Here is a 21,693-nt window from a genome sequence, read left to right on the forward strand (position 1 = left end):
TGGTGAACCGTGCCGGCGCTGAACACCGTCACGGATGCTGGCTTTGGCGAGGGGGGAAGGGGAATCGGGCATTCCCAGCTCGGCGATTTCCCTTCGCGAGGTCATCTCACTCCACTCTGCAGCACACGGAAAATCGCCGTGCGCTGCTCCGCTTCGTGAGATGACCTCCTTTCCCTGCTCGCTTCGCTCGGGCCTGACGGCCGGGGATTACCAGCGGTAGTGCGCGTAGGCGCGGTTGGCTTCCGCCATGCGCTCCACGTCATCTTTCTTCTTGATCGCGCCACCACGGCCCTGCGCGGCGTCCATGATCTCGCCCGCGAGGCGCTCGATGGCAGTGCGCTCGGGACGGCCCTCGACGGCGCTCATCATCCAGCGCAGCGTCAGGCTCTGCTGGCGGCGCACGCCGACTTCCACGGGCACCTGGTAGGTGCTGCCACCCACGCGGCGGCTGCGGACTTCCACACGCGGCTTGACGTTGTCGTAGGCCTGCTTGAAGATCTTCAGCGGCTCCTGACCGGTGCGGTCCTGCACCAGCTTCATCGCGCCGTAGAAGATGCGGCTGGCGAGGTTCTTCTTCCCGTCCTGCATGATGCGGTTGATGGTGGCGCTCACGAGCACGTCCTGGTAGACCAGGTCGGGCAGGATGGGGCGCACTTCAGCTTGGCGACGACGTGCCATGGTTCTCTCCTTGGTTCTTGGCGCCCGGTATTCAGGCGCGGTCTGACTGCTTCACTGGCATCACCCCTATGGGCTGAGGCCGCTCACCATACGGACAGGCGGCGGAGCGTTCACCCCGCGCGCCGTGGCCGGGGTTACTTCTTCTTGGCACCCGCGGCGGCTGCGCCGGCCTTGGGCTTCTTGGTGCCGTACTTGGAGCGGCTCTTGTTGCGATCCTTCACGCCCTGGGTGTCCAGGCTGCCACGCACGATGTGGTAGCGCACACCCGGAAGATCCTTGACACGGCCGCCGCGGATCAACACGACGCTGTGTTCCTGCAGGTTATGGCCTTCACCGGGGATGTACGCGGTGACCTCGAAGCCGCTGGACAAACGCACACGGGCAATCTTGCGCAGCGCGGAGTTGGGCTTTTTCGGGGTGGTGGTCTTCACGACCGTGCACACGCCGCGGCGGAAGGGGCTGCCCTTCAGGGCGGGAACCTTGCTCTTCTTCTGGAGGGTCAGGCGCCCCTTGCGGAGCAGTTGCTGGGTGGTAGGCAGGGTGAATCACTCCTCAGCTTGCCCGGCGTTGATCCGGGCCGAGATGGCGGGTGGGGAAGCCGCCCACGCGTACGGGGCGAGGCTTGGGTTGGCTTCAGGGGTGGCCACACGCCGGAGCGCGGGCCGGGAGATGATCACGCACCGCATGGCCGGGCTGTCAGCATCAGCCCGCAGGGGTGGAGTGAAGAAAAACGCCGTGACGCAACCCAGAGTCCGGGCCGTTTTCAACCTTCCCATGATACCTGCCGCCACTCCGGGGCGCAAGCCTGCGCGGCTGTTGCACGCCCCCGGAGCTGTGCTACACTCCCTCTCGCCCATCACTTACCCGCGCGGAGAGGTGCCAGAGTGGTTGAATGGGTCAGTCTCGAAAACTGAAGTATGGGCAACTGTACCGTGGGTTCGAATCCCACCCTCTTCGCCAGCAGACAGCCCCGGTCACCACGACCGGGGCTGTTCTTCATGCACGGTGCTCTCTTCTGTATTCTTCTCTACGTTCCTTCTGCTCTACGCCCTGTGTCCTGTGGCGTTCTGTCAGCGGCGGGCACTGGCCGGCTGTGCCCGCTGTACCCATACGCGGTAGGCGCTGACGGCCAGGATCGCCGCCAGTGGGAGCGGCACGTCGCCGGGATCCACACGGAGATCCACGCCCTGGGTGAACGACCCGATGCGGCCCCGCACCATGCTCCCCTCCCGGATCAGGGTGATGTCGGCCCCCTCAGTGAACGTGCCGTAGCGGCCGGACGCGCCCTCGGGGGTGAAGGTCAGGACGACGTCCAGGCCGTCGGTGAAGCTGCCCAGACGCAGCAGCAGCTGGCCGCCCGCCACCTCGGCCCGCAGGTCGAAGCCGTCGGTGAACGACCCCACGCGGCCCTCCAGCGCCCCCTGCCCCAGCCCCACGACGATATTCACGCCCTCGGTGAATGTCCCGATGCGGCCACGCAGCTGGTGACCGTCCCACTCCCCGCTCAGATCCAGTCCGGCGGTGAATCCGCCCAGGCGACCCTGCAATGCGCTCATCTCTGCACTGTAGGGAGGACATTCTGGCAGAACCCTGACCATGTGCAGAAATCGGCACCCGCCACCCCAGACGGGGAGAACGGGTGCCGCCATCGGGTCACGCGCTGTTACAGCTCCAGCAGCATCCGGGCCGGGTCTTCCAGCAGATTCTTGATCATCACCAGGAACTGCACGGCTTCCTTGCCGTCGATGATGCGGTGGTCGTACGACAGCGCGAGGTACATCATGGGCGCGATCACGACCTGACCGTTCTGCGCGATCGGCCGCTCGATGATGTTGTGCATCCCCAGGATGGCGCTCTGCGGCGCGTTGATGATCGGCGTGCTCATCATGCTGCCGAAGGTGCCGCCGTTGGTGATGCTGAAGGTGCCGCCCGACATGTCCTCCATGGTCAGCTTGCCGGCCTTGGCCTTCACCGCGTAGTCGGCGATGCCCTTCTCGATGCCCGCCAGGCTGAGCTGCTCGGTGTCGCGCAGGATCGGGACGACGAGTCCGCGCTCACTGGCGACCGCGATCCCGATGTCGTAGTACCCGTGGTAGATGATGTCCTTGCCGTCCACACTGGCGTTGACCATCGGGAAGGCCTTGAGGGCCTCGGTCGCGGCGCGCACGAACAGGCTCATGAAGCCCAGTTTCACGCCGTGCTTGGCCACAAACGGATCCTGGTACTTCTTGCGCAGATCCATGGCCGGCTTCATGTTGACCTCGTTGAAGGTGGTCAGCAGGGCCGCCGTGTTCTGCACCTCCTTGAGGCGCTCCGCAATGCGCGCACGGATGCGGGTCATGGGCACGCGCTGCTCGGTGCGGGGGCCGGCGGGCACGGTCGCGGCCGGGGCAGCCGGTGCACTGGCCGGCGCGGCGGCGGCCTGCGGCCCCTGGCTGGTGCCGCCGCCCTGCGCAGCCTGCACGGCGTCCGCCTTGGTGATGTTGCCCTTCGGGCCGGTGGCCGGGATGGTGGCCGGATCGAGGTTCGACTCGCTCACGACCTTGCGCACCGCCGGGGACAGATCGTCGCGGCGGGTCGCCTCATTCGCGGCCGAGGCAGGAGCGCTTGCCGGGGCGGCCGGGGCCTGCGCTGCTGGTGTCTGCGCTGCTGGCGCCTGGGCCGCCGCGGCCGGTGCGCTGCCTGCGTCGCCCAGCGTCCCCAGCACCTCCTCGCTGAGCACCGTGTCGCCCTCGTTCTTGACCGGCGTGCCCATTACGCCGTCCTGCTGCGCCTGGATCTCCAGCACGACCTTGTCGGTCTCGATCTCGGCCAGCAGGTCACCGCGCTTGACCGCCTCGCCAGGTTGCTTATGCCACGCGAGCAGGGTGCCCTCGCTGACTGACTCGCTGAACACCGGTACTTTGATATCCGCCATAACGCCCCGGATTCTACTCCGCCACCACGTGTGACTGACGCGGGAACGGCGCGGGGAGCGTGAACGCAGTGCACGCAAGCACGGCCGCGGTCAGCCGAGTTCTGCCCCGGTCGGCAGGTGCCCATACCCGGCGGGCCGCGTGACGCGCAGGCTGGCCACCCGGACGGCGTAGGACACGGCGTCCGGTACGGACTGGCCGCGGGCCAGTGCCGCCGCCAGGGCCCCTCCCCACGTGTCGCCTGCCGCGACAGTGGAGACGGCCTGCACGTTGGGCGCGGCGAAGTCCTGCTCGCCGTCTGCGCTGAGCAGCAGCGCCCCGCGTGCCCCGCGCTTGACGATCACGTGGCGCACGCCCCGGCCAAGCAGCACTCGGGCCGCCGTTGTCACGTCGTCTTCCCCGCTGAGCGTCCGCGCCTCGTGCTCGTTGGGGGTCAGGATGTCCACGTCCTCCAGCAGCTCGCCCGGCAATTCGGGCGTGGCGGGGGACGGGTCGAGGATCACGGTCACACCCGCCGCGCGTGCGCGCCGGGAAGCCTCGATGGTCACGGCCAGCGGCACCTCCAGTTGCAGCAGCAGGGCCGTGGCACCCGGCAGCGCCGCATCCAGCGCGTCCAGTTCCGGCGCACCGAGCTGCTGGTTCGCGCCGCCGTGCAGGGTGATGGTGTTCTCGCCGTCGGGCGCGATGTGGATGTACGCCTGCCCCGAGGCGACGTCCGGCACGCGGCGCACCGCCGAGACGTCCACGCCCCTGTCGCGCAGCGCACCTTGCAGGAGCATTCCGGCGTCATCGGTGCCGACCGCGCCGATCATCCGTGTGGGCACCCCCAGCGCCGCGCACGCCGCCGCCTGGTTTGCCCCCTTGCCCCCCGGCATCCGCTCCAGCCCCTGAGAGTGCATGGTCTCGCCGGGCAGCGGCAGGTGCGGCACACGCAGCAGGATGTCGAGGTTCAGGCTACCCAGGACGAGAACGGCACGTGGGGTCATGGTTCCGAGTGTGACGGACACGGGCACGGAACGTCGAGAGGGCAGGAGCGTGTGCCCCTGCCCTCCAGTCTGCGCCAGTCTCAGCCCTGCTGCTTGGCGACCTCGGCGAGTTCCTTCTGTTCCTCGACGACCTGCCGCTGGACGCGCTCGCCCAGGGCGGCGGCGATCACGGCGGCCTGCTCACGGGCATGCACGCTGGCGTAGCCGGTCGCGGTGCTGGCGCTGCGGTGGCGGCTGGCGTGCGAGAGCGTCTGCCCTGGCGCGAGAACGCGCTCCAGATCCTCCCAGATCATGAGCCACGCGCCCTGGTTCTCGGGTTCTTCCTGCGCCCACACGACCTGGGCCCCGGGATGCTTGGCCAGTTCGGTGCCCAGGGCCTCGACGGGGAAGGGATACAGCTGCTCCAGACGGATCAGCGCGGTGCCCTCGTAGCCGTCGCGGTCGGCATCGCGGGCCTCGGTGAGTTCCCAGTGCAGCTTGCCGCTGCTGACCACCACGCGCCGGGCCGCCGTGACCTCCGCGTCGCCGATGACTTCCTGGAACCGGCCGTCGGTGAGGTCGGACAGGGGGCTCATGGCCTGCTTGTTGCGCAGCAGGCTCTTGGGGGTCATGACGATCAGCGGCTTGCGGTAGGGCCGCAGCACCTGACGGCGCAGCAGGTGGAAGATCTGCGCAGCGCTGCTCGGCACCACGACCTGCATGTTCTTCTGCGCACACAGCTGCAGGTAGCGCTCCAGACGGGCGCTGGAGTGCTCGGGGCCGGCACCCTCGTAGCCGTGCGGAAGGAGCATGACCAGACCCGACAGGCGCTGCCACTTGCTCTCGCCGGCCGACAGGAACTGATCCACGACCGCCTGTGCGCCGTTCGCGAAGTCCCCGAACTGCGCTTCCCACGCGACCAGCCCGTTGGGTTCACTGGTCGAGTAACCGTACTCGAAGGCCAGGACGGCCTCCTCCGAGAGGGTGGAGTCGATGACCTCGACCCGGCCCTGCTCGGGCGACAGGTGGGCCAGCGCCATGTATTCCTCGTTCAGCGGATCGGCGGCCTCCTGATCGTGCAGGACGGCATGGCGGTGCACGAAGGTGCCGCGTCCGCTGTCCTGGCCGACCAGCCGCACGCCGTAGCCCTCGTCCAGCAGCGAGGCGTACGCGAGCATCTCGCCCATGCCCCAGTCGAGGTTCTGCTCGCCGCGCGTCATGGCGCGGCGCGGCCCCATGACCGTGCGCTCGATGGTGCGGTGCACCTTGAACCCGTCGGGCACGGTGGTCAGCTTCTCGCCCAGTTCCTCGAGTTTCTCGCGGGACACGGCCGTGGACACCTGATCGCGGTCCCAGTGGGTATCGGTGTACGTCTTCCAGTCCACGGCGAGCTTGCTCTGCGCGAGGTTCTCCATCTCCTCGACGACCGATGCGCCGGCGTCGAGCTTGTCGCGGAACTTCCCGACCAGGACGTCACCCTCGCCGGCGGCCAGGATGCCCGCCGCCTCCAGCTGCTGCGCGTACAGGGCGCGGGCCCCGGGATGCTGGTCGATCTCGCGGTACATGATCGGCTGGGTCATGCGCGGCTCGTCGCCCTCGTTGTGGCCGTTGCGGCGGAAGCCGATCAGGTCGATGAACACGTCCTTGCCGAACTCCTGGCGGTACGCCACGGCCAGGTCACCGCAGAACGCCACGGCCTCGGGATCGTCACCGTTCACGTGCATGACCGGCGCATTGGCGACCTTGGCGATGTCGGTGCAGTAGCGGCTGCTGCGGGTGTCGCGCGGGTCGCTGATCGTGAAGCCGATCTGGTTGTTGATGACGATCCGCACCGCGCCGCCGGTGGCAAAGCCGCGCAGCCGCGACAGGTTCAGGGTCTCCATGACGACGCCCTGACCGCTGACGGCCGCGTCTCCGTGCACCGTGATCGGGAGCACGCTGCGGCGCTCGCTGTCGCCCCGGCGATCCTGGCGGGCCCGCACCGAGCCGTGCACCACCGGCGACACGATCTCCAGGTGGCTGGGGTTGAAGGCCATGGCCAGGTGCATGGGGCCGCCGGGCGTGCGCACATCGCTGGAAAAGCCCATGTGGTACTTCACGTCGCCGGCCACGTCCGGGTCGTCGCTCAGGCGCTTCTTGCCATCGAACTCGGCGAACAGGTCACTGGGCTGCTTGCCGAAGATGTTCACCAGCGTGTTCAGGCGGCCACGGTGCGCCATGCCCAGCACGACCTCCTTGACGCCCACACGGCCTGCCTGCTGGATGATCCGGTCGACCAGCGGAATGAAGCTCTCGCCACCCTCCAGACCGAAGCGCTTGACGCCCGGATACTTGTTGCGCAGGTACAGCTCCAGTCCCTCGGCCGCCGTCAGCTTGTACATCAGGCGGCGGCGTTCCTCGGGGCTCAGGTCGTGGCGGGCCTGACCGCGCCCCTTCTCAATGTGCGACTGGAACCAGTGGCGCTCATTGGCCGGCAGGTAGTTGTACTCAAAGCCGATCGAGCCGCAGTACGTCTCCTTCAGCTGCTCGATCACGTCGCGGAGCGCTCCCTCGAAGGCGCCATCGGACACGTGCTCGTTGAGGTCGGCCTCGGTCAGGCCGTAGAACTCCGGCGTGAGTTCCGGCACGACCGGCAGGCCACGCATCCGCAGGGGGTTGCTGCGGGCGCTGATGTGGCCGTACACGCGGTACGCGGTCATCAGGGCGCCGGCCGCCTGCTGCGCGCCGCTGGCGCTGGCCGCCGGCGCGGGCGCGGCTCCCCGGCGCGACTGCCCCAGGTCGTAGAAGGCCTGCTGCACCGGCGAGTGAGGCGTCTCCTGCGTGCCGCCGCGCACCTCGTCGAAGTAGGTGCGCCACGCCGGATCCACGCTTGCGGGGTCTGTCAGGTACGCCTCGTACAGCCCCTCGAGAAAGGCCGCGTTCGCCCCGGACATCATGGTCAAAGGTCCCGTCATAACGCCCCCCAGCATACCTCTGCACCCTGACCGGAATGGCGGGGGGAGCCGCTTTATGTAGGTTGTGTTCCCGCCCCTGTAACCACATGGCCCCATCCGTCTCCTTTAGACGGCCCCCACCCGCCCGTGTGTCCGGACGCGCAGCATGGGCCACATGACCCTGCACGCGACCCGCCCTGAATTCCTCGACCTGTTCCCCGCCGGGGCCGCCCCCGAGCAGCTGGGCAGCGGCTACACCTGGGCCGAGGGGCCGACCTACGTGCCGGCGCGGGCCCGGGTGGTCTTCAGCGACGTGCGCCAGAACCGGACCTGGGCCTACACCGATGCCGGCGAGCTGGTCGAGGAGATGAGCCCGAGCAATTACCAGAACGGCCACACGGTCGACGCGCAGGGCCGCCTGATCGCGTGCTCCCATGGCGAGCGGGCGCTGCTGCGCCAGGAACTGGACGGCACGTGGACGACCCTGGCGAGCACCTTCGAGGGCCAGCGCCTGAGTTCTCCCAACGACGTGGCCCTGCACCCGGACGGCAGCCTGTGGTTCACCGATCCGACCTACGGCCTGACCAAGCCCGAGGAGGGCGGACGCGGCGAGCCGATGGAGGTGCCCGGCTGCTGGGTGTACCGCTTGAGCCCGGACGGCACCCTGAGTGCGCCGATCCGCGACCGCGACATGCCGAACGGGCTGGTCTTCGCGTCGGCTGATACGCTGCTGCTGGCCGATACTGGCAAGAATGGAGCCACGTACCGCTACCGCGTGACCCCGGACGGCGCGGCCACCCTGGAGGGCGAGCACTTCCGCGTGAGCCCAGGCAAGACCGACGGCCTGCGCGTGGACGAGGCCGGACGGATCTGGAGCAGCGCCGGGGACGGCGTGCATGTCCTGACCCCGGACGGCGAGGAACTGGGCCGGATCGCGTTCCCGGAGGTCGTGTCCAACGTGTGCTTCGGCGGCCCGGACGGCACCACGCTGTACGTGACGGCCACCAGCGGCTTCTGGCGGATTCCCACCTGCACCCGCGCCCTGTCGTGGCACTGAACGCCGGACACTGACGATCCTCGCCCCAAACCGGGATGGGCTGGAGACCGACCGGAGCGAAGAGCACAGTAAATACACCGTTCCCCTCTTGGCCATGCACATATCGGCCTCGAGGGGAAGTTGGTGTCTCCGGTCTCAGGTTAAGATGCGGCCATGCGTATCCTGTCCCGGCTGCTGGTTGTGGTGGGCGTCATCGTGCTGATCGTGTCGGGCGTGCTGCTGGGCAAGGACGTGATCGATATCAATCAGCTGCACGCGGTGGCCAACGCCAACCGCAGCACCAATTTCCCCAGCCCGCTGAACAATGTCCTGATCACCTACGCCCTGTCCGTCGCCGGGGCGTTCCTGACCGGACTCGGGGTGAGCATGCCCAAGGGGCGCACCCGGCCGTAAGCGCCGCGTCCACGACTCAGCGCAGGGGCCGGCACCCGGTCAGGCGGAGCCGGCCTGTGGCGTTGTCGCGCAGCGTGGACATCTCGCCCTGGGTGGCCCACGTGACCTGGGCGTTCCGGAAGCTGCCGCCCGGGGTCAGGGACAGCGTGGTGGTCGCGCCCGCAAAGGTCACCACCGCCGTGTCGCCCATGGGCCGCACCTGGACGCGCACGCCGCCCTGACAGACGTACGTGACGCTGGCCGCTGCCATGCCGTCGGCACCGGCCGTGCCCAGCCCCACTGTGCCCAGGAACGAGGAGACGGCGATGCTCAGGGGAGCGGCAGCGCGGCGCAGCGAACCGGTCAGGACAGGGAACGACATTCCAGCAGCTTTCCACACCGCCGCCAGGCCAGGGTGAGGGCATGGTGACCGGCGTGGCGCCTCGGTCCTCATGAGCCGACCGACAGCGCGCGGCGCGGGATCCATCACGGCATGAGGTTCCGCATCCGGGCCGGCAGCAGGGCGGCACCGACCACTCCGAATTCCCGCACCTGCCCGCTGCCGTCGAGCCCGATGATCAGGGTCCAGCCGTCCCTCGGCCCGCGCTCGAAGGACGCGGTGCGCGTGTAGTACGTCAGCTCGCCGCTGGGCGTCAGGGCCTCCCGGAGCACCGCCGTCTCGGCACCGTAGGCCCGCTGGCCGCCGGTCCGGAAGGACTGGAACTGGCGATACGACCCCCACTGGGCCCTGACCGTGGGGGAGAACGACGCCCACACGGGCTCCAGCGTGCCGTCGTACCACTGCTGCGTCAGCCAGCGGGCCAGGGTCAGGCGGGCGTCCAGCTCGGGGGAACCGGTCTCGGAAGCGGCCGGCGCCCGGCGGGTGGACGCCTCGGTGGGGCGGGTGCTGGCCGGGGCGCTGGGAGCCGTTCCGGCGCGGCTCGCCGCTGACCCGACGGCGTCCGGCCGCTGCGCGTCCGCACCGGGGATCGCCGGAATGGTCGGCGGCAGGCCCAGGGGAGCGGCCGGCCGCTCCTGGGTTCCAGACGCGGCCGACGGAGTGGCGAGACGCGATCCATCCGGTACCGCCGGGACACGGACGCCCGCGACGGCGGTGGGGCGCGCGGCCACCTCTGAACGCTCCGGTGCGGCGGCCGGCGACAGCACCTGTACCAGGCTGCCGAGGTCACCGCCACTGACCACCAGTGCACTGAGCAGCGCCACCAGACCGTAGGCGACCGTCGCTGTAACCACTTCCCGAACCCTCATGCTGCCCCTCCCGCTGACCGTGTGTGCCCAGGCACCACCGTCCTGGCCGGTCACCGTGGTGCCTGCTCCGGCACTCGGCGCGTCTATCCTGCCGCGTCATGCGGCGGACAGCACGGGCACGGCTCACGTTCTGCCCGAACGCGTGTGGGCAGACGCAGGTCGGCGGGCGGCCAGCGGCGGTGCTGTGGCCCGCGCCTCAGTGTCCGAAGGCAGCCGAGGCGCCGAGGGGCGGGCGGGACTCCCCCAGCACCGGAGTCGTTCCCAGGCCCGGCTCGGTGCGGTGCAGAGCAAGCCACGCGGCCACGACACGCGGATCGAAGGCCCGGCCCGCCTCGTCCTGCAGGTAGGCGTTGGCTCGGGTCGCCGGCCACGGCTGGCGGTAGGCGCGTTCGCTGGTCAGGGCATCATAGACGTCTGCCACGGCCAGGATGCGGGCCAGCAGGGGAATCTGATCCCCGTACAGGCCATCCGGGTAGCCGGCACCGTCCCAGCGTTCGTGGTGCCAGCGCACCACGCCCAGTTCCTCGGGCAGCAACCCCAGGTGCTGGGCCCGTTCGACGCCGGCGGAGGGGTGCTGGCGCACCAGGGTCCAGTCCGCGCCGCTCAGTCGGCCAGGGTGGTTCAGGACGCCGGTGGGCACATCCAGCTTGCCCAGATCGTGCAGGATGCCGCCCTGCGTGATGACCCGCAGCGCCTCGGGGGAGCAGCCCAGGGCGCGGGCGAGGTCCAGGGCATACAGCGTGACCCGGTGGGCGTGTCCGGCGGTGTAGGGATCGTGCGCCTCGACCTGGGCGATCAGGGCCCGCACCGGAGCGCTGATCCCGGCAGCCAGCACCTCGTCGGGGTCGTTGTTCCACAGGCCCCGCACGGCCGCGCCCACGGGAACGTCGCGGTCACGGTACTGGGCGATCAGCCCGGTCAGCAGCGCGGCGCTCACGCCCACCAGCAGGACGTGGTAGACCCACCACGACAGCGTCCACGCGAGATTCAGCACGATCACCAGCTGCGCGAGCGCCAGCCAGCCTCCGGCGTAGACCACCGACAGCTGCAGGGGAAAGCGCGTGTAGCGCCACGACCTCCAGTACCGGGCGGCGGCCCACAGCCCCAGACCGACGGTCACAGCCAGAATGACGAGCCGCTCCGGAACGCCGGTGGGTGCCAGCACGCCGGCCACCTCTGGCATGAAGATCATGGTGCCCAGACCGATCAGCGCCGCCACCCACACGCCCGGCAGCCAGCCCCGGAGTGTCAGCACCGCCCGCACCACGCTGTTCGTGGCCGGCACGCTGGACAGCAGCAGCCACGCCGCCGCGAGCATGGCCCCCAGCTGCGCCGCCGCCGGCAGGGTCGCCGTGCCGTATTCGGCGTCCAGCGCAGAGGTGGCGGCCGCTCCGGTCATGTCCATGCCGCTGTGGCCGACATGCCCCATGACACCGACCTCGGGCGTGGCCAGACCATGGACGCCATAGACCAGACCCAGTGATCCGAAGGCCAGCGACAGCAAGATGACCTCGGCGTTGCGCTGGCGTACCCCCACCAGCCCCATCCAGACGGTCACGACCGCGGTGAAGGCCGCAGCCGCCAGCACCAGCAGCATGTGAACGCTCAGCAGTTCCAGCCGGGCATTGAGCACGGGCACGGCGAGCAGCAATGCCAGCAACAGCGCCGGGCCACCGATCCCGGCGACCAGGGGCCACCGTGCCCGCTGGACGGCCACGTCCCGGACAGGGGCCAGCGTCAGATCGGCCCGCATGGACGAATTCGGTCTCAACGGCATGCCGGCACGCTAGTGAACGCCTTCTGACATGCCTCTGACGATGCCGCTGCGCCACCCGCCGGCCAGAACACCGAAAACAGACGTCAGGCAGGGCCACCAGCTGCCGGGGGCACACCCGGTCGCCGCCGGGAGCCCCCCCATCGGGGGCAGGCCTGGATCTGTCGACGGGGCCTCTCAGCACGGCCGCCCCTGCGCCTCCGTGGCGCGGCGATGGCCCGTCACGCTCCGTGGCGGGGCACGGCGGCACCGCTCCTCGCGCGCGCAGTGTCCCAGGGCAGCATCCGTGTTCGCGGTGCCCTGGGGTCGTCGGTGCATCGGCCCACCTGCGGGAGATTCCGTGCTGCTCTGCCGGGTGCCAGACGTGCGGTTCATGGCGCCGGCCGTCGCGGTTGCGTACTCCCCGCTACTGGCCCTGTCCAGAACTCAGCCGAGCCGATCCACCGGCGGGCACGGCAGGGTGTGAACCTTCAGCTGGCACCACGATGACGGGGCGCAGGCCACGCGGCCCACGCCCCCGTCACCGTGCCGGATCACTCCAGCAGGCCGCGTTTGGCGGTCTCCTTGTCCTCCATGATCTTGCCCAGGATGAAGAAGGTGGGAGCCCAGTGGCCCACGAACAGGCCGTCGCGTTCCTTGTCACTGGAATCGCTCTGGAAGTACTGGCTGGCACTGAGGATGATTGAACCGACGCCGAGCAGGTACAGCACGTTGTGAATCTTCATGGTGACTCCTTTCCGCGCCGCGCCCACAGTGGGACGGGCACGTCTGCCTCCATGACACTCCGGCCCCCGGCGCGCAACGGTACGCTCCGGTACCCTGTGAGCTGCGCCTTCACCGATGGTGGCTGCTTGCGCTAGAACGCCTCCACAGCCACAATGGCCGGTCTGATCCTGTCCTCATACCTACTCGGCCAGATCGTTCAGGGCAGGTCAGTCTCGAAATCCGGGAGGTCGTCCAGGTATTCCCTGAGCCACGCCACCAGATTCGCCCGCGTATAGCCACCGGTCAGCAGGTACGAGGAATCGAGGTAGGCGGCCTTGTCCTCGGGGTCAATGTAGGCCTGCGTGTAGTTGTCGTAATTCCAGTTCCCGATGTACGAGAGCACGGCGGCGCTGGTGACGTCGGTCTCGTAGCCGTTGCTGGCGGTCAGGCGCGTGCAGCCCTCGGGCTTGCAGCCGTACAGGTACAGATAGACGTCCTCGCCATTCACCTTCAGCGTGATCGTCGGCCCGTCCTTGAGATCGCCCGGCCTGTAGGTCGTCGCGTACCCCGCCTGCTTCAGCACCTGCACGATCGTCTCGGGTTTCCCGTCCAGCACCTCGCCGGTGGCGGCCACGCCGGACGAGAGGAGCGACAGGGTCAGAGCCGACGCGAACAGGCGGGTCATGCCCCACGGTACGCCCGCCGCCTGACTCCCGCCTACTCCCCTGCCAGCCCCACCACCGCCTGCACCCGCCCCACCTGCCCCGAGGTCAGCTGTCGCGATCTGCTCCGCTTACAGAACATCCCTGCTGAAGCGCCGGGATGTTCTTCCACCTCCGCAGGCCGCTCCTCTCTTCTTCTCGCTCCGCTCGGGTTCGGCTTTGCCTCACCGAAGGGTTTGCACCTTGATCCCATGCGGATGCGACGGCGACCGCGTGAGCAGCGCCGCCACGACACCGCGTGTGAGGGTGCCGGTCGGCTGATCCTGCTTCTGCACGATGTCCACGGTCACGCCGGGCTGGATCTGGGAACGGGTGGGAGGCATGGGGAGAGGGTAACGCTGACAATGGCCTTGTAAGCCATTCCCCACATGCCACACCGCCGCCCAGCCCGCTACCGTACCCTTGTCCTGGGGGAGTGGTCTCAATAGGCAGGGCACCGGAAAAAACGATTGGATATCAGCCGGAAAGGCGGAAGCCTTGGGCGCAGGCCGAAAGGTCGGAGCGGGTTGCGGAAGCACCTATAGCGGCCCCGCAAGGGGTGGGACAAAGCAGCAAGGGAAGCGCGTTTCCTGAAAGCTCCAGCGCCATTCATGCGGGTTCGAGTCCCGTCTCCTCCACCAATAGGAACAGCCCTCGTCACATGGCGGGGGCTTGATTACCTACCCACACGCCCCGAACCTCCCCAGCGCAGTTCTCCCCTCTGCCGTTCCTCCCCTCTCCTCACTGCCACCCAGCGAGACGAAGTACCACCCGCCCGACGCGCCGTGATCGACGACTAGATAGTGTGTCCCGGCCCCCAGCGTGCGCGCCAGCGTCGGCCCCTTGCGGGCGGTGACGCCGTGCCCGCTGTACGGCGTGAACGGGCCGGTCACGCGGACTGCGCCCAGACCGTCCGGGAGGAACGTGGGGCGCGGCACGGGGCTGCCCAGGCCGGGGCCGACCAGCCACAGCTGCGGCTGGTACGCGCGGTCGCAGCGGGCCCCGACGAAGACGGTGGCGTCCAGCGGAAACGCGGCGGGGGTGGTCAGGGCGTACCAGTCCTGCGTGCCTGCCCGGCCCTGCGCCGTGATGACCTTCGACACGCGGGGCTGCGCGATCACGTACGCGGCGGCGCGCGTGCCGGAGCCGGAGTTGTACTGGGGCTGGTGGGCCAGCGCCGCCGGGGCGAGCAGCGCGGCCAGCGTGCAGGCCGGGAGTTTCATGCGGGCAGTGTGACGGAGCGGGGCGGTCGTGTCTGTGGGCACGGCGGATGTCCTCGCGTACCGGTTCCCCATCTGCTCCGGCCCTTCACGACGAACCGCCCCACACCAGCAGGGCGGCTCGCGTGGTCAGCCGTTGCTCCTACGCCTCAAACCTCCAGCGCCAGCTTATCCACATCATTTAACAGCGGCGTTCCGGCTGGGTACTCGCCGTTAAAGCACGCGAGGCACAGGCCGGGGCCGCCCACCGCCTCGCGGATGCCCTGCTCGCTGATGAAACTCAGCGTGTCCGCGCCGATCAGCGCGCGGATCTCCTCGGTGCTGTGCGTGCTGGCGACCAGTTCCTTGCGGGCGGCCGTGTCGATGCCGTAGAAGCACGGGTGCTTGATGGGGGGGCTGCTCACGCGGAAGTGCACTTCCAGCGCGCCGGCCTCGCGCAGCAGGTTCACGATCTGGCGGCTGGTGGTGCCCCGCACGATGGAGTCGTCCACGAGGATCACGCGTTTGCCCGCCACAGCGCTGGTGGGCGAGAGTTTCATCTTGACCTTCAGCTCCCGCGCTTCCTGCGTGGGCGCAATAAAGGTGCGGCCCGCGTACGGGTTCTTGTACAGGCCGTAGTCGAAGGGAATGCCGCTCTCACGGGCGTACCCGATGGCCGCGCCGATGCCGCTGTCCGGGACGGGCACGACGATGTCGGCGTCCACGGGGTGCTCGCGGGCGAGCTGGTGGCCCATGCGGATGCGGCTCTCGTGGGCGTCCACGCCGTCCAGGCGGCTGTCGCTGCGGGCGAAGTAGATCCACTCGAACGCGCAGGGCGTGGGTTTCTTCGGCTCGACCATCAGCGAGTGCAGGCCGGTGCGATCCACCCACACGAGTTCGCCCGGCTGCACGTCGCGCAGCAGCTTTGCGCCGACCGTGAACAGGGCGCACGGCTCGGACGCGATCACGTACGCGCCGTCGTCGCGCTGCCCGATCACCAGGGGCCGCACGCCGTTCGGGTCGCGGAAGCCCAGCAGCTGCGTGCGGCTCATCAGCACGCACGCGTACCCGCCCTTGAGTTCCTTCATGGCGGCGGCCGTCGCCTCGATCAGGTCGAGGTCGGCCTCCCGCGCGATCAGGTTCAGCATGACCTCGGAGTCGTTCGTGGTCTGGAACAGCGCGCCCTCCATCAGCATGCTTTTGCGCACCTCGCGCGCATTCACGAAGTTCCCGTTGTGCGCGAGGCCCAGGATGCCCTTGTTGGTGCGCGTGGTCAGCGGCTGCGCGTTGAAGCGCAGGTTGCTGCCCGTCGTGCTGTACCGCACGTGCCCGATACTCACCCGCGCATTCGCCAGCCGCACGCTGTCCAGCCGCCGCTCGTCGAACACCTGCGTGACCAGCCCCAGATCCTTCTCCACATGGAACTTCTCACCGTCGGACACGCACATGCCCGCCGCCTCCTGCCCCCGGTGCTGCAACGCGAACATGCCCAGGTACGTGAACCACGCAAGATCGTTGGGTTCCGGCGAGTACATGCCGAACACCCCGCACTCGTCCTGCGGCTTATCAGAGGTGAGATCAAAGATCATGGGCAGCTCCAGAGGTGAATGACCCCTCACCCCCGGCCCCTCTCCCCTGGGGAGAGGGGAGACTGGTGGGCAGTTTAGGATTCGATGTGTGGGGGCGGGCAGAACGGAGAAGGCGCGGCGGCTGCGACGCGATCAGACGGCGGCGGAGGCCGTGTTGTGGCGCGTGTTGCGGAACCACGGACTCGGCGTGAAGTTCCGCCGGCAGTATCCCGTCGGCCCTTACATCACGGATTTCGCGTGTACCGAGTGCGGTCTGGTGATTGAACTGGACGGGTCTCAGCACGGCACGGATGACGGTCTCGCCTACGACGCCGAACGTACCCGCTACCTGAACGCGGCTGGATTCCGGGTCGTGCGCTTCTGGAACAACGAGGTGATGACCAACCTGGACGGTGTCGTGCAAGTCATTCAAATTGCGCTGGCGGACTGACCCCTCACCCCGGCCCTCTCCCCACGGGAGAGGGAGAACGAAGGGGCATGTCATGCTCCCCTCTCCCACGGGGAGAGGGGCTGGGGGTGAGGGGTCTCTAACGTCATCCCAGAATCCCCGCGAGCGGAGTCGTGAAGGCGTCGGTCAGGGTCTGGAGGTTCACGCTCAAGTGTACGTGCTGGGCGGGCAGGGCAATCGTGACGCTGGTGCCGCCGCTGACGCCCAGGCGGGCGAAGGGCACGCCGCGTTCCGTCAGGGCGGCCTCGGTGCCCGCGGGGTCGGCGGTGGCGATCACGATGCGGCCGTGCGCCTCGCCATACAGCAGGGCGTCGGCGCGGGTGCCAGCGGGGGCGTCAATGCTGACATTCACGCCGGTGTTCCCGGCGATCGCCATTTCGGCCAGGGCGACGGCCAGGCCACCCTCGGCGCAGTCGTGGGCGGTACCCACCAGACCGGCGCGGATCAGGTGCAGCGTGGCGTTGATGACGGCCTGCTCGCGGGTCAGGTCGAGGGGCGGGACGTGTCCGGCTTCCAGACCGTGCACCGTCTCCAGGTACTGACTCGCGCCGATGTCCGTGGCGTGCTCGCCGATCAGGTAAAGGGTGTGGCCCTCCCCCTTCAGGTTCATGGTGGCGCGTTTCGTCACGTCGGGCAGCACGCCGACCATGCCGATCGTGGGGGTGGGATGGATCGCCACGCGCTCGTCGCCCTCGGTGTACTGGTTGTAGAGGCTGACGTTGCCGCCCGTGACCGGGGTGTTCAGGGCGCGGCAGGCGTCCGCGATGCCGTGTACGGCGCGTTCCAACTGGTAGTAGACCTCGGGCCGGTGGGGGTTGCCAAAATTCAGGTTGTCGGTGATCGCCAGCGGGGTCGCGCCCACGCACGCGAGGTTGCGGGCAGCCTCGGCCACAGCGGCGGCGGCCCCCGTGTACGGGTCGAGGTACACGAAGCGCGGGTTGCAGTCGCTGGTGGCGGCCACGCCCATGCCGCTGCCCTTCACGCGCATGACGGCAGCGTCGGCCGCGCCGGGCACGACCACCGTGTTCGTCATGACCTGGTGGTCGAAACGCTCGTAGATGGCGCGCTTGCTGGCAATGGTGGGGTGCGACAGCAGGTCGGTCAGCACCGCGCCCAGGTCACCGGGCACGGGCACGCCGCTCAGGTCGCGCTCGCGCTTGGCCCTGATCTCGTCGGATTCGATGCCCTCGCGGGTGTACTTGGGGGCCTCGTTCAGCAGGGCGACCGGCAGGTCGCAGACGACCTCGCCCCGCCACGTCAGGCGGTAGTTGGTGTGCGATTCCACCTGCCCGATGGTCACCACATCCAGCTCCCACTTGGCGAGCAGATCCAGCAGCTCCTGCTCGCGGCCGGGCACCGGCACGAGGATCATGCGCTCCTGCGACTCGCTCAGGCACAGTTCCATGGGCACCATGCCGTCCTCGCGGGTGGGCACGAGGTCGAGATCCATCGTGATGCCGAGTTCCGCGCGGTACGCCATCTCGCACGTGCTGGACACCAGTCCGGCCGCGCCCATATCCTGCACGCCCGCCACGACGCCCGCCTGGATGGCCTCCAGCGTGGCCTCCAGCAGCAGTTTCTCCATGAACGGGTCGCCCACCTGTACGGCGGGCCGGTCGGCCTGCGAGGCATTGGACAGGTCGGCGGAGGCGAACACCGCGCCGCCCAGTCCGTCGCGGCCGGTCTTGGAACCGACGTATACGATGGTGTTTCCGACCTCGCCCATCGTCCCTTTGGCGAGATCCTCGTGGCGCAACAGGCCCAGGGCCATCACGTTCACCAGCGGGTTCTCCTGGTAGCTGGGATGGAACGTCACCTCGCCGCCCACCGTGGGCACGCCGATCGCGTTGCCGTAGTGCGCGATGCCCTCGACCACGCCGTTCAGCAGGAAGCGCGTGCGGGGGCTGTCGGGGTTCCCGAAGCGCAGCGAGTCCAGCACCGCGAAGGGCCGCGCGCCCATGGCGAAGATGTCGCGCAGGATGCCGCCCACGCCCGTCGCCGCGCCCTGCACGGGCTCCACGGCCGACGGGTGGTTGTGGCTCTCCATCTTGAACGCCACGCCCCACCCGTCACCGATGTCCACCACGCCGGCGTTCTCGCCGGGGCCCTGCAACACCTGCGGGCCGGTCGTGGGGAAGTGGCGGAACAGCGGGCGGGAGTTCTTGTACCCGCAGTGCTCGCTCCACATCGCGCCGATGATCGCGGCCTCCAGCGCGTTCGGCTCCCGGCCGATGCTCTGGGCGGCGAGATCGAATTCCTCAAGGGTCAGGCCGAACGTACCCGCGCGGTCGCGGAGGGACGGAGTGGTGGCTGGAATCTGGGTCATGGCAATGCCTCTGGTTGGTCTGGTGGTGAGATGAACGGCCCGTGTCGCTGCGCGCTCAGCCGTGCTTTTTGCCCATCTGGAGCTGCCCGCGGTGGTACGCCACATGCCGGAGCTGCATGCCCAGGCCGGTCAGGCGTTCCCGCTGGCCGGTGGGCGCGGCGGGCGCGCGGAGCAGGTCGCCCAGCTGCTCGTCGGTCAGGGCGCGGGTGTGCGCCACGATCTGCGCGCCCACGCGGTCGAGTTCAGCCAGCACGGTGGCCTTGCCGGTCTGCCCAGTCACGGGGGGCGGGCCGCGCAGCTCAGGCATCCACGGGGCGTCCTCCCAGCCCAGGTGGGCGTACGTGCTGCTGAAGTCCTGCAGCGCGAAGAAGCGCAGCCACTCCGCGATGTGCAGCGCGTGCCACGCGGGGCTGTGCCCCAGCAGCGGCGTGGCAAAAGCCCCTTCGGGCACGGCGTCCAGCCCGGAGCGGAACATGCCGAGTTCCATCTCGAAGGCGTCGGCCAGGAAGGCCTGTGCGCTGGTGGCGGTCATGCGCCGACCGTGACGGCCGCGAGGCTGCGGAACACGCCCTGGCCGTCCTCGCTGCCCAGCAGGGCCTCCACGGCCCGCTCGGGGTGGGGCATCATGCCCAGCACGTTCCCCCGCTGATTCACGATGCCGGCGATGTCGTTCAGGCTGCCGTTGGGGTTGTCCACGTAGCGGAACACGACCTGTCCGTTCCCTTCCAGCGCGGCGATGGTTTCGGGATCGGCGTAGTAGTTGCCCTCGCCGTGCGCGATGGGGATCTCGATGACCTGCCCCTGGGCATACGCCCCGGTGAACGCGGTCTGCGTGGTCTCCACGCGCAGGTGCACGGGTTTGCACATGAAGTGCAGTTCGCGGTTGCGCGAGAGCGCGCCGGGCAGCAGGCCGCTCTCGGTGAGCACCTGGAAGCCGTTACACACGCCCAGCACGTACCCGCCACGCTCCGCGTGCGCCTTGACCGCCTGCATGATCGGGCTGCGGGCCGCGATCGCACCGCTGCGGAGGTGGTCGCCGTAACTGAAGCCACCGGGCAGGAACACCAGATCGGTGCCGGCGGGCAGGCCGGGCTCGGTGTGCCACACGAACTGCGCGGACTCGTCGAGGAGCAGGCGGGCGGCGTGCAGGGCGTCGCCGTCGCAGTTGCTGCCGGGGAACTGGATGACGGCCGTCTTCATATCTGCTCCGGCTGCGCCACGGTGCGCTCGTTCACGACGTTTCCGGTGTTCAGGGTGCCCACGGGCTCGAACATCATGATCCAGACCTCCCCGCCTTCCGCCACCGGCAGGTGCTCCACGCTGCGCGGCACGATGACGATCTCCCCCACCCCGATCCGGCGCTCGCCGTCCCGGAAGCGCATGAGCAGCGTGCCCTTCGTCACGAGGAACAGCTCGTCCTCGTGCTCGTGCGCGTGCCACACGAACTCGCCGCTGATCTTCGCGATCTTGACGTGCTGGCCGTTCAGCTCGCCGATCACCTTCGGCTGCCAGTGCCCGGTGAACGACTCGAACTTCTCCTGCAGGCGGATGACCTCGGGGACGGTCATGCCTCGCTCAGCTCCCAGCGGGCGTCCTCCATCACGGGGTTGCTCAGGACGTTCTCCGTGATGTCTTTCAGCTGCGCCTCCACGTCGTCGCGGCTGCCGCTGAGGGTCAGTTCGATGTATTTCCCGACGCGCACGCCGTTCACGTTCGCGTGGTCGAGGTGCGACAGCGCCCGCTCCACGGTGCGCCCCTGCGGGTCGAGGATGCTGGGCTTGAGGGTCACGAACACTTTGGCTTTGAAGGTGGACATGGTTACTCCTTCGGAGGGGCAGAGGGCTGAGGGCAGACAGCAGAGGGCAACAGATTCTTAGCTCTCGGCTCTCGGGTCTCTGCCCTCTGCGGCGGGCGCAGTCACCCGCCTGAGCATCTCCGCGTACGCGTCCTCGATGCCGCCCAGGTCGCGCCTGAAGCGGTCTTTGTCCATCTTCTCGTTCGTCTCGGCATCCCAGAAGCGGCAGGTGTCGGGGCTGATCTCGTCGGCGAGCACCACGGTGCCGTCGGGCAGGGTGCCGAATTCCAGCTTGAAGTCGATGAGTTTCACACCACGGGCGAGGAAGTACGGCACCAGCACCCCCCGGATCTTCAGGGCGAGTTCGCGGATGCGCAGGAGCTGCGGCTCGGTGGCCCAGCCCAGGCTCAGGGCGGTGTCGGTGTTGATCAGCGGATCGCCCAGGGCGTCGGACTTGTAGCAGTACTCGACGATGGGGTGGTCAAGCGGCGTGCCTTCCTCGATGCCCAGGCGCTTGCTGAAGCTGCCCGCCGCGACGTTCCGTACGATGACTTCCACCGGCACGATGGTCACGGCCTTCACGAGCTGCTCGGTGTCGCTGAGCTTGCGCACGAAGTGGGTGGGAACGCCCGCGGCCTCCAGCACCGGGTACAGGTGCGCGGTGATGGCGTTGTTGGTGGCTCCCTTGCCCTGCCAGCCGCCGCGTTTCTGGGCGTTGAAGGCGGTCGCCTCGTCCTTGTACTCCACGATGTACTCGCCGGGCTCGGGGGTGGCGTAGACGCGTTTGGCCTTGCCCTCGTACCGCATCTCGCCGCGCTGTGGGGTGCTCGCCGTCATACGCCCTCCGTCCTGCACAGTGTGAGTCTGCGCAGTGTGTATCTACAAAGTGTGTGGCCGCCCGGGGAATGTAGAAGGAGCGTCCCCCGAGCCGTTCCGGGGCGACGCTGGACTGTCGCGGTGCTGGTCA

General features: G+C 68.8%; 23 protein-coding genes and 1 tRNA gene. 4 read left to right on the plus strand and 20 right to left on the minus strand.

Features of this window, described 5'->3' with window-relative positions:
- Positions 1-207: 207 nt before the first annotated feature.
- Together rpsG and rpsL are read right to left on the minus strand one after the other, a co-directional pair.
- The gene (rpsG, locus tag U2P90_RS16045) at positions 208-678 is read right to left on the minus strand and encodes a 30S ribosomal protein S7 (RefSeq protein WP_295822003.1); all 471 of its coding nucleotides are present in this window, start codon (positions 676-678) and stop codon (positions 208-210) included.
- A 134-nt stretch (positions 679-812) separates the two neighbouring features.
- On the minus strand, positions 813-1,217 hold the full coding sequence (gene rpsL / locus U2P90_RS16050; protein ID WP_103312519.1) for a 30S ribosomal protein S12: 405 nt from the start codon (positions 1,215-1,217) through the stop codon (positions 813-815).
- 331 nt (positions 1,218-1,548) lie between these two features.
- On the opposite strand from rpsL, the gene U2P90_RS16055 reads away from it, so the two are divergent.
- A tRNA-Ser gene (locus U2P90_RS16055) sits at positions 1,549-1,638 on the plus strand.
- A gap of 110 nt (positions 1,639-1,748) precedes the next feature.
- Here U2P90_RS16055 and U2P90_RS16060 read toward each other — a convergent pair.
- From U2P90_RS16060 to U2P90_RS16075, 4 genes are all read right to left on the minus strand, one after another.
- Positions 1,749-2,234 (minus strand): hypothetical protein, encoded by a 486-nt coding sequence (locus U2P90_RS16060; RefSeq protein ID WP_295822005.1) that lies wholly within the window; start codon positions 2,232-2,234, stop codon positions 1,749-1,751.
- Positions 2,235-2,341: 107 nt separating this feature from the next.
- Entirely contained in the window at positions 2,342-3,595 is a 1,254-nt protein-coding gene (gene odhB / locus U2P90_RS16065; RefSeq protein ID WP_295822007.1) for a 2-oxoglutarate dehydrogenase complex dihydrolipoyllysine-residue succinyltransferase, read from the minus strand.
- A 90-nt stretch (positions 3,596-3,685) separates the two neighbouring features.
- Positions 3,686-4,579 carry a ribokinase gene (locus U2P90_RS16070; protein WP_322472908.1) on the minus strand — a complete coding sequence of 298 codons (894 nt, stop codon included), beginning with the start codon at positions 4,577-4,579 and terminating at the stop codon, positions 3,686-3,688.
- Positions 4,580-4,659: 80 nt separating this feature from the next.
- Positions 4,660-7,512, minus strand: a complete 2,853-nt coding sequence (locus U2P90_RS16075; protein ID WP_322472909.1) for a 2-oxoglutarate dehydrogenase E1 component — start codon at positions 7,510-7,512, stop codon at positions 4,660-4,662.
- 154 nt (positions 7,513-7,666) lie between these two features.
- On the opposite strand from U2P90_RS16075, the gene U2P90_RS16080 reads away from it, so the two are divergent.
- Positions 7,667-8,548, plus strand: a complete 882-nt coding sequence (locus tag U2P90_RS16080) for an SMP-30/gluconolactonase/LRE family protein (RefSeq protein ID WP_322472910.1) — start codon at positions 7,667-7,669, stop codon at positions 8,546-8,548.
- Between the two features lie 153 nt (positions 8,549-8,701).
- The gene (locus tag U2P90_RS16085) at positions 8,702-8,941 is read left to right on the plus strand and encodes a hypothetical protein (protein ID WP_322472911.1); all 240 of its coding nucleotides are present in this window, start codon (positions 8,702-8,704) and stop codon (positions 8,939-8,941) included.
- Between the two features lie 16 nt (positions 8,942-8,957).
- On the opposite strand, the gene U2P90_RS16090 is transcribed toward U2P90_RS16085, so the two are convergent.
- The 8 genes from U2P90_RS16090 to purF form a co-directional block, all read right to left on the minus strand.
- Positions 8,958-9,302: a hypothetical protein gene (locus U2P90_RS16090; RefSeq protein WP_322472912.1), complete on the minus strand. Its 345-nt coding sequence runs from the start codon at positions 9,300-9,302 to the stop codon at positions 8,958-8,960.
- A 104-nt stretch (positions 9,303-9,406) separates the two neighbouring features.
- Positions 9,407-10,189, minus strand: coding sequence for a hypothetical protein (locus U2P90_RS16095; RefSeq protein WP_322472913.1), 783 nt, complete (start codon positions 10,187-10,189; stop codon positions 9,407-9,409).
- Between the two features lie 196 nt (positions 10,190-10,385).
- Entirely contained in the window at positions 10,386-11,942 is a 1,557-nt protein-coding gene (locus tag U2P90_RS16100; protein WP_295822305.1) for an HD-GYP domain-containing protein, read from the minus strand.
- Positions 11,943-12,496: 554 nt separating this feature from the next.
- Positions 12,497-12,688, minus strand: a complete 192-nt coding sequence (locus U2P90_RS16105; RefSeq protein ID WP_295822307.1) for a hypothetical protein — start codon at positions 12,686-12,688, stop codon at positions 12,497-12,499.
- 197 nt (positions 12,689-12,885) lie between these two features.
- Positions 12,886-13,353, minus strand: a complete 468-nt coding sequence (locus tag U2P90_RS16110; protein WP_322472914.1) for a YbjN domain-containing protein — start codon at positions 13,351-13,353, stop codon at positions 12,886-12,888.
- 201 nt (positions 13,354-13,554) lie between these two features.
- Positions 13,555-13,713, minus strand: a complete 159-nt coding sequence (locus tag U2P90_RS16115; RefSeq protein WP_322472915.1) for a YwbE family protein — start codon at positions 13,711-13,713, stop codon at positions 13,555-13,557.
- Between the two features lie 336 nt (positions 13,714-14,049).
- Entirely contained in the window at positions 14,050-14,592 is a 543-nt protein-coding gene (locus U2P90_RS16120) for a hypothetical protein (RefSeq protein WP_322472916.1), read from the minus strand.
- 146 nt (positions 14,593-14,738) lie between these two features.
- A complete protein-coding gene (gene purF / locus U2P90_RS16125) occupies positions 14,739-16,157 on the minus strand; it encodes an amidophosphoribosyltransferase (RefSeq protein WP_322472917.1) in 1,419 nt (472 codons plus the stop codon).
- A gap of 88 nt (positions 16,158-16,245) precedes the next feature.
- Between purF and U2P90_RS16130 the strand changes: the two genes are divergently transcribed.
- Positions 16,246-16,587, plus strand: coding sequence for an endonuclease domain-containing protein (locus U2P90_RS16130; RefSeq protein WP_322472918.1), 342 nt, complete (start codon positions 16,246-16,248; stop codon positions 16,585-16,587).
- 103 nt (positions 16,588-16,690) lie between these two features.
- Here U2P90_RS16130 and purL read toward each other — a convergent pair whose 3' ends face one another.
- Genes purL through purC form a run of 6 tightly spaced genes read right to left on the minus strand, consistent with a single transcriptional unit; the run spans position 16,691 to position 21,563 of the window.
- Positions 16,691-18,931: a phosphoribosylformylglycinamidine synthase subunit PurL gene (gene purL / locus U2P90_RS16135; protein ID WP_322472919.1), complete on the minus strand. Its 2,241-nt coding sequence runs from the start codon at positions 18,929-18,931 to the stop codon at positions 16,691-16,693.
- Positions 18,932-18,986: 55 nt separating this feature from the next.
- A complete protein-coding gene (locus tag U2P90_RS16140; RefSeq protein ID WP_322472920.1) occupies positions 18,987-19,463 on the minus strand; it encodes a DinB family protein in 477 nt (158 codons plus the stop codon).
- Positions 19,460-20,131 carry a phosphoribosylformylglycinamidine synthase subunit PurQ gene (gene purQ / locus U2P90_RS16145; RefSeq protein ID WP_322472921.1) on the minus strand — a complete coding sequence of 224 codons (672 nt, stop codon included), beginning with the start codon at positions 20,129-20,131 and terminating at the stop codon, positions 19,460-19,462. The genes U2P90_RS16140 and purQ overlap by 4 nt, the downstream gene beginning before the upstream one ends.
- On the minus strand, positions 20,128-20,499 hold the full coding sequence (locus U2P90_RS16150; protein ID WP_322472922.1) for a cupin domain-containing protein: 372 nt from the start codon (positions 20,497-20,499) through the stop codon (positions 20,128-20,130). The genes purQ and U2P90_RS16150 overlap by 4 nt, the downstream gene beginning before the upstream one ends.
- Complete coding sequence (purS, locus tag U2P90_RS16155; RefSeq protein ID WP_322472923.1) at positions 20,496-20,747, minus strand: phosphoribosylformylglycinamidine synthase subunit PurS; 252 nt, start codon at positions 20,745-20,747, stop codon at positions 20,496-20,498. Before purS ends, U2P90_RS16150 begins: the two co-directional genes overlap by 4 nt.
- A 57-nt stretch (positions 20,748-20,804) precedes the next feature.
- Positions 20,805-21,563, minus strand: a complete 759-nt coding sequence (gene purC / locus U2P90_RS16160; RefSeq protein WP_322472924.1) for a phosphoribosylaminoimidazolesuccinocarboxamide synthase — start codon at positions 21,561-21,563, stop codon at positions 20,805-20,807.
- Between the last annotated feature and the right edge of the window lie 130 nt (positions 21,564-21,693).

The sequence above is a fragment of the Deinococcus sp. AB2017081 genome (assembly GCF_034440735.1).
GTDB lineage: Bacteria > Deinococcota > Deinococci > Deinococcales > Deinococcaceae > Deinococcus > Deinococcus rufus.

Coding starts and splice junctions, on each gene's coding strand:
- rpsG (WP_295822003.1), bottom strand. CDS start 678: ATGGCACGTCGTCGCCAAGCTGAAGTGCGCCCCATCCTGCCCGACCTG.
- U2P90_RS16060 (WP_295822005.1), bottom strand. CDS start 2,234: ATGAGCGCATTGCAGGGTCGCCTGGGCGGATTCACCGCCGGACTGGAT.
- odhB (WP_295822007.1), bottom strand. CDS start 3,595: ATGGCGGATATCAAAGTACCGGTGTTCAGCGAGTCAGTCAGCGAGGGC.
- U2P90_RS16070 (WP_322472908.1), bottom strand. CDS start 4,579: ATGACCCCACGTGCCGTTCTCGTCCTGGGTAGCCTGAACCTCGACATC.
- U2P90_RS16075 (WP_322472909.1), bottom strand. CDS start 7,512: ATGACGGGACCTTTGACCATGATGTCCGGGGCGAACGCGGCCTTTCTC.
- U2P90_RS16080 (WP_322472910.1), top strand. CDS start 7,667: ATGACCCTGCACGCGACCCGCCCTGAATTCCTCGACCTGTTCCCCGCC.
- U2P90_RS16085 (WP_322472911.1), top strand. CDS start 8,702: ATGCGTATCCTGTCCCGGCTGCTGGTTGTGGTGGGCGTCATCGTGCTG.
- U2P90_RS16090 (WP_322472912.1), bottom strand. CDS start 9,302: ATGTCGTTCCCTGTCCTGACCGGTTCGCTGCGCCGCGCTGCCGCTCCC.
- U2P90_RS16095 (WP_322472913.1), bottom strand. CDS start 10,189: ATGAGGGTTCGGGAAGTGGTTACAGCGACGGTCGCCTACGGTCTGGTG.
- U2P90_RS16100 (WP_295822305.1), bottom strand. CDS start 11,942: ATGCGGGCCGATCTGACGCTGGCCCCTGTCCGGGACGTGGCCGTCCAG.
- U2P90_RS16105 (WP_295822307.1), bottom strand. CDS start 12,688: ATGAAGATTCACAACGTGCTGTACCTGCTCGGCGTCGGTTCAATCATC.
- U2P90_RS16110 (WP_322472914.1), bottom strand. CDS start 13,353: ATGACCCGCCTGTTCGCGTCGGCTCTGACCCTGTCGCTCCTCTCGTCC.
- U2P90_RS16115 (WP_322472915.1), bottom strand. CDS start 13,713: ATGCCTCCCACCCGTTCCCAGATCCAGCCCGGCGTGACCGTGGACATC.
- U2P90_RS16120 (WP_322472916.1), bottom strand. CDS start 14,592: ATGAAACTCCCGGCCTGCACGCTGGCCGCGCTGCTCGCCCCGGCGGCG.
- purF (WP_322472917.1), bottom strand. CDS start 16,157: ATGATCTTTGATCTCACCTCTGATAAGCCGCAGGACGAGTGCGGGGTG.
- purL (WP_322472919.1), bottom strand. CDS start 18,931: ATGACCCAGATTCCAGCCACCACTCCGTCCCTCCGCGACCGCGCGGGT.
- U2P90_RS16140 (WP_322472920.1), bottom strand. CDS start 19,463: ATGACCGCCACCAGCGCACAGGCCTTCCTGGCCGACGCCTTCGAGATG.
- purQ (WP_322472921.1), bottom strand. CDS start 20,131: ATGAAGACGGCCGTCATCCAGTTCCCCGGCAGCAACTGCGACGGCGAC.
- U2P90_RS16150 (WP_322472922.1), bottom strand. CDS start 20,499: ATGACCGTCCCCGAGGTCATCCGCCTGCAGGAGAAGTTCGAGTCGTTC.
- purS (WP_322472923.1), bottom strand. CDS start 20,747: ATGTCCACCTTCAAAGCCAAAGTGTTCGTGACCCTCAAGCCCAGCATC.
- purC (WP_322472924.1), bottom strand. CDS start 21,563: ATGACGGCGAGCACCCCACAGCGCGGCGAGATGCGGTACGAGGGCAAG.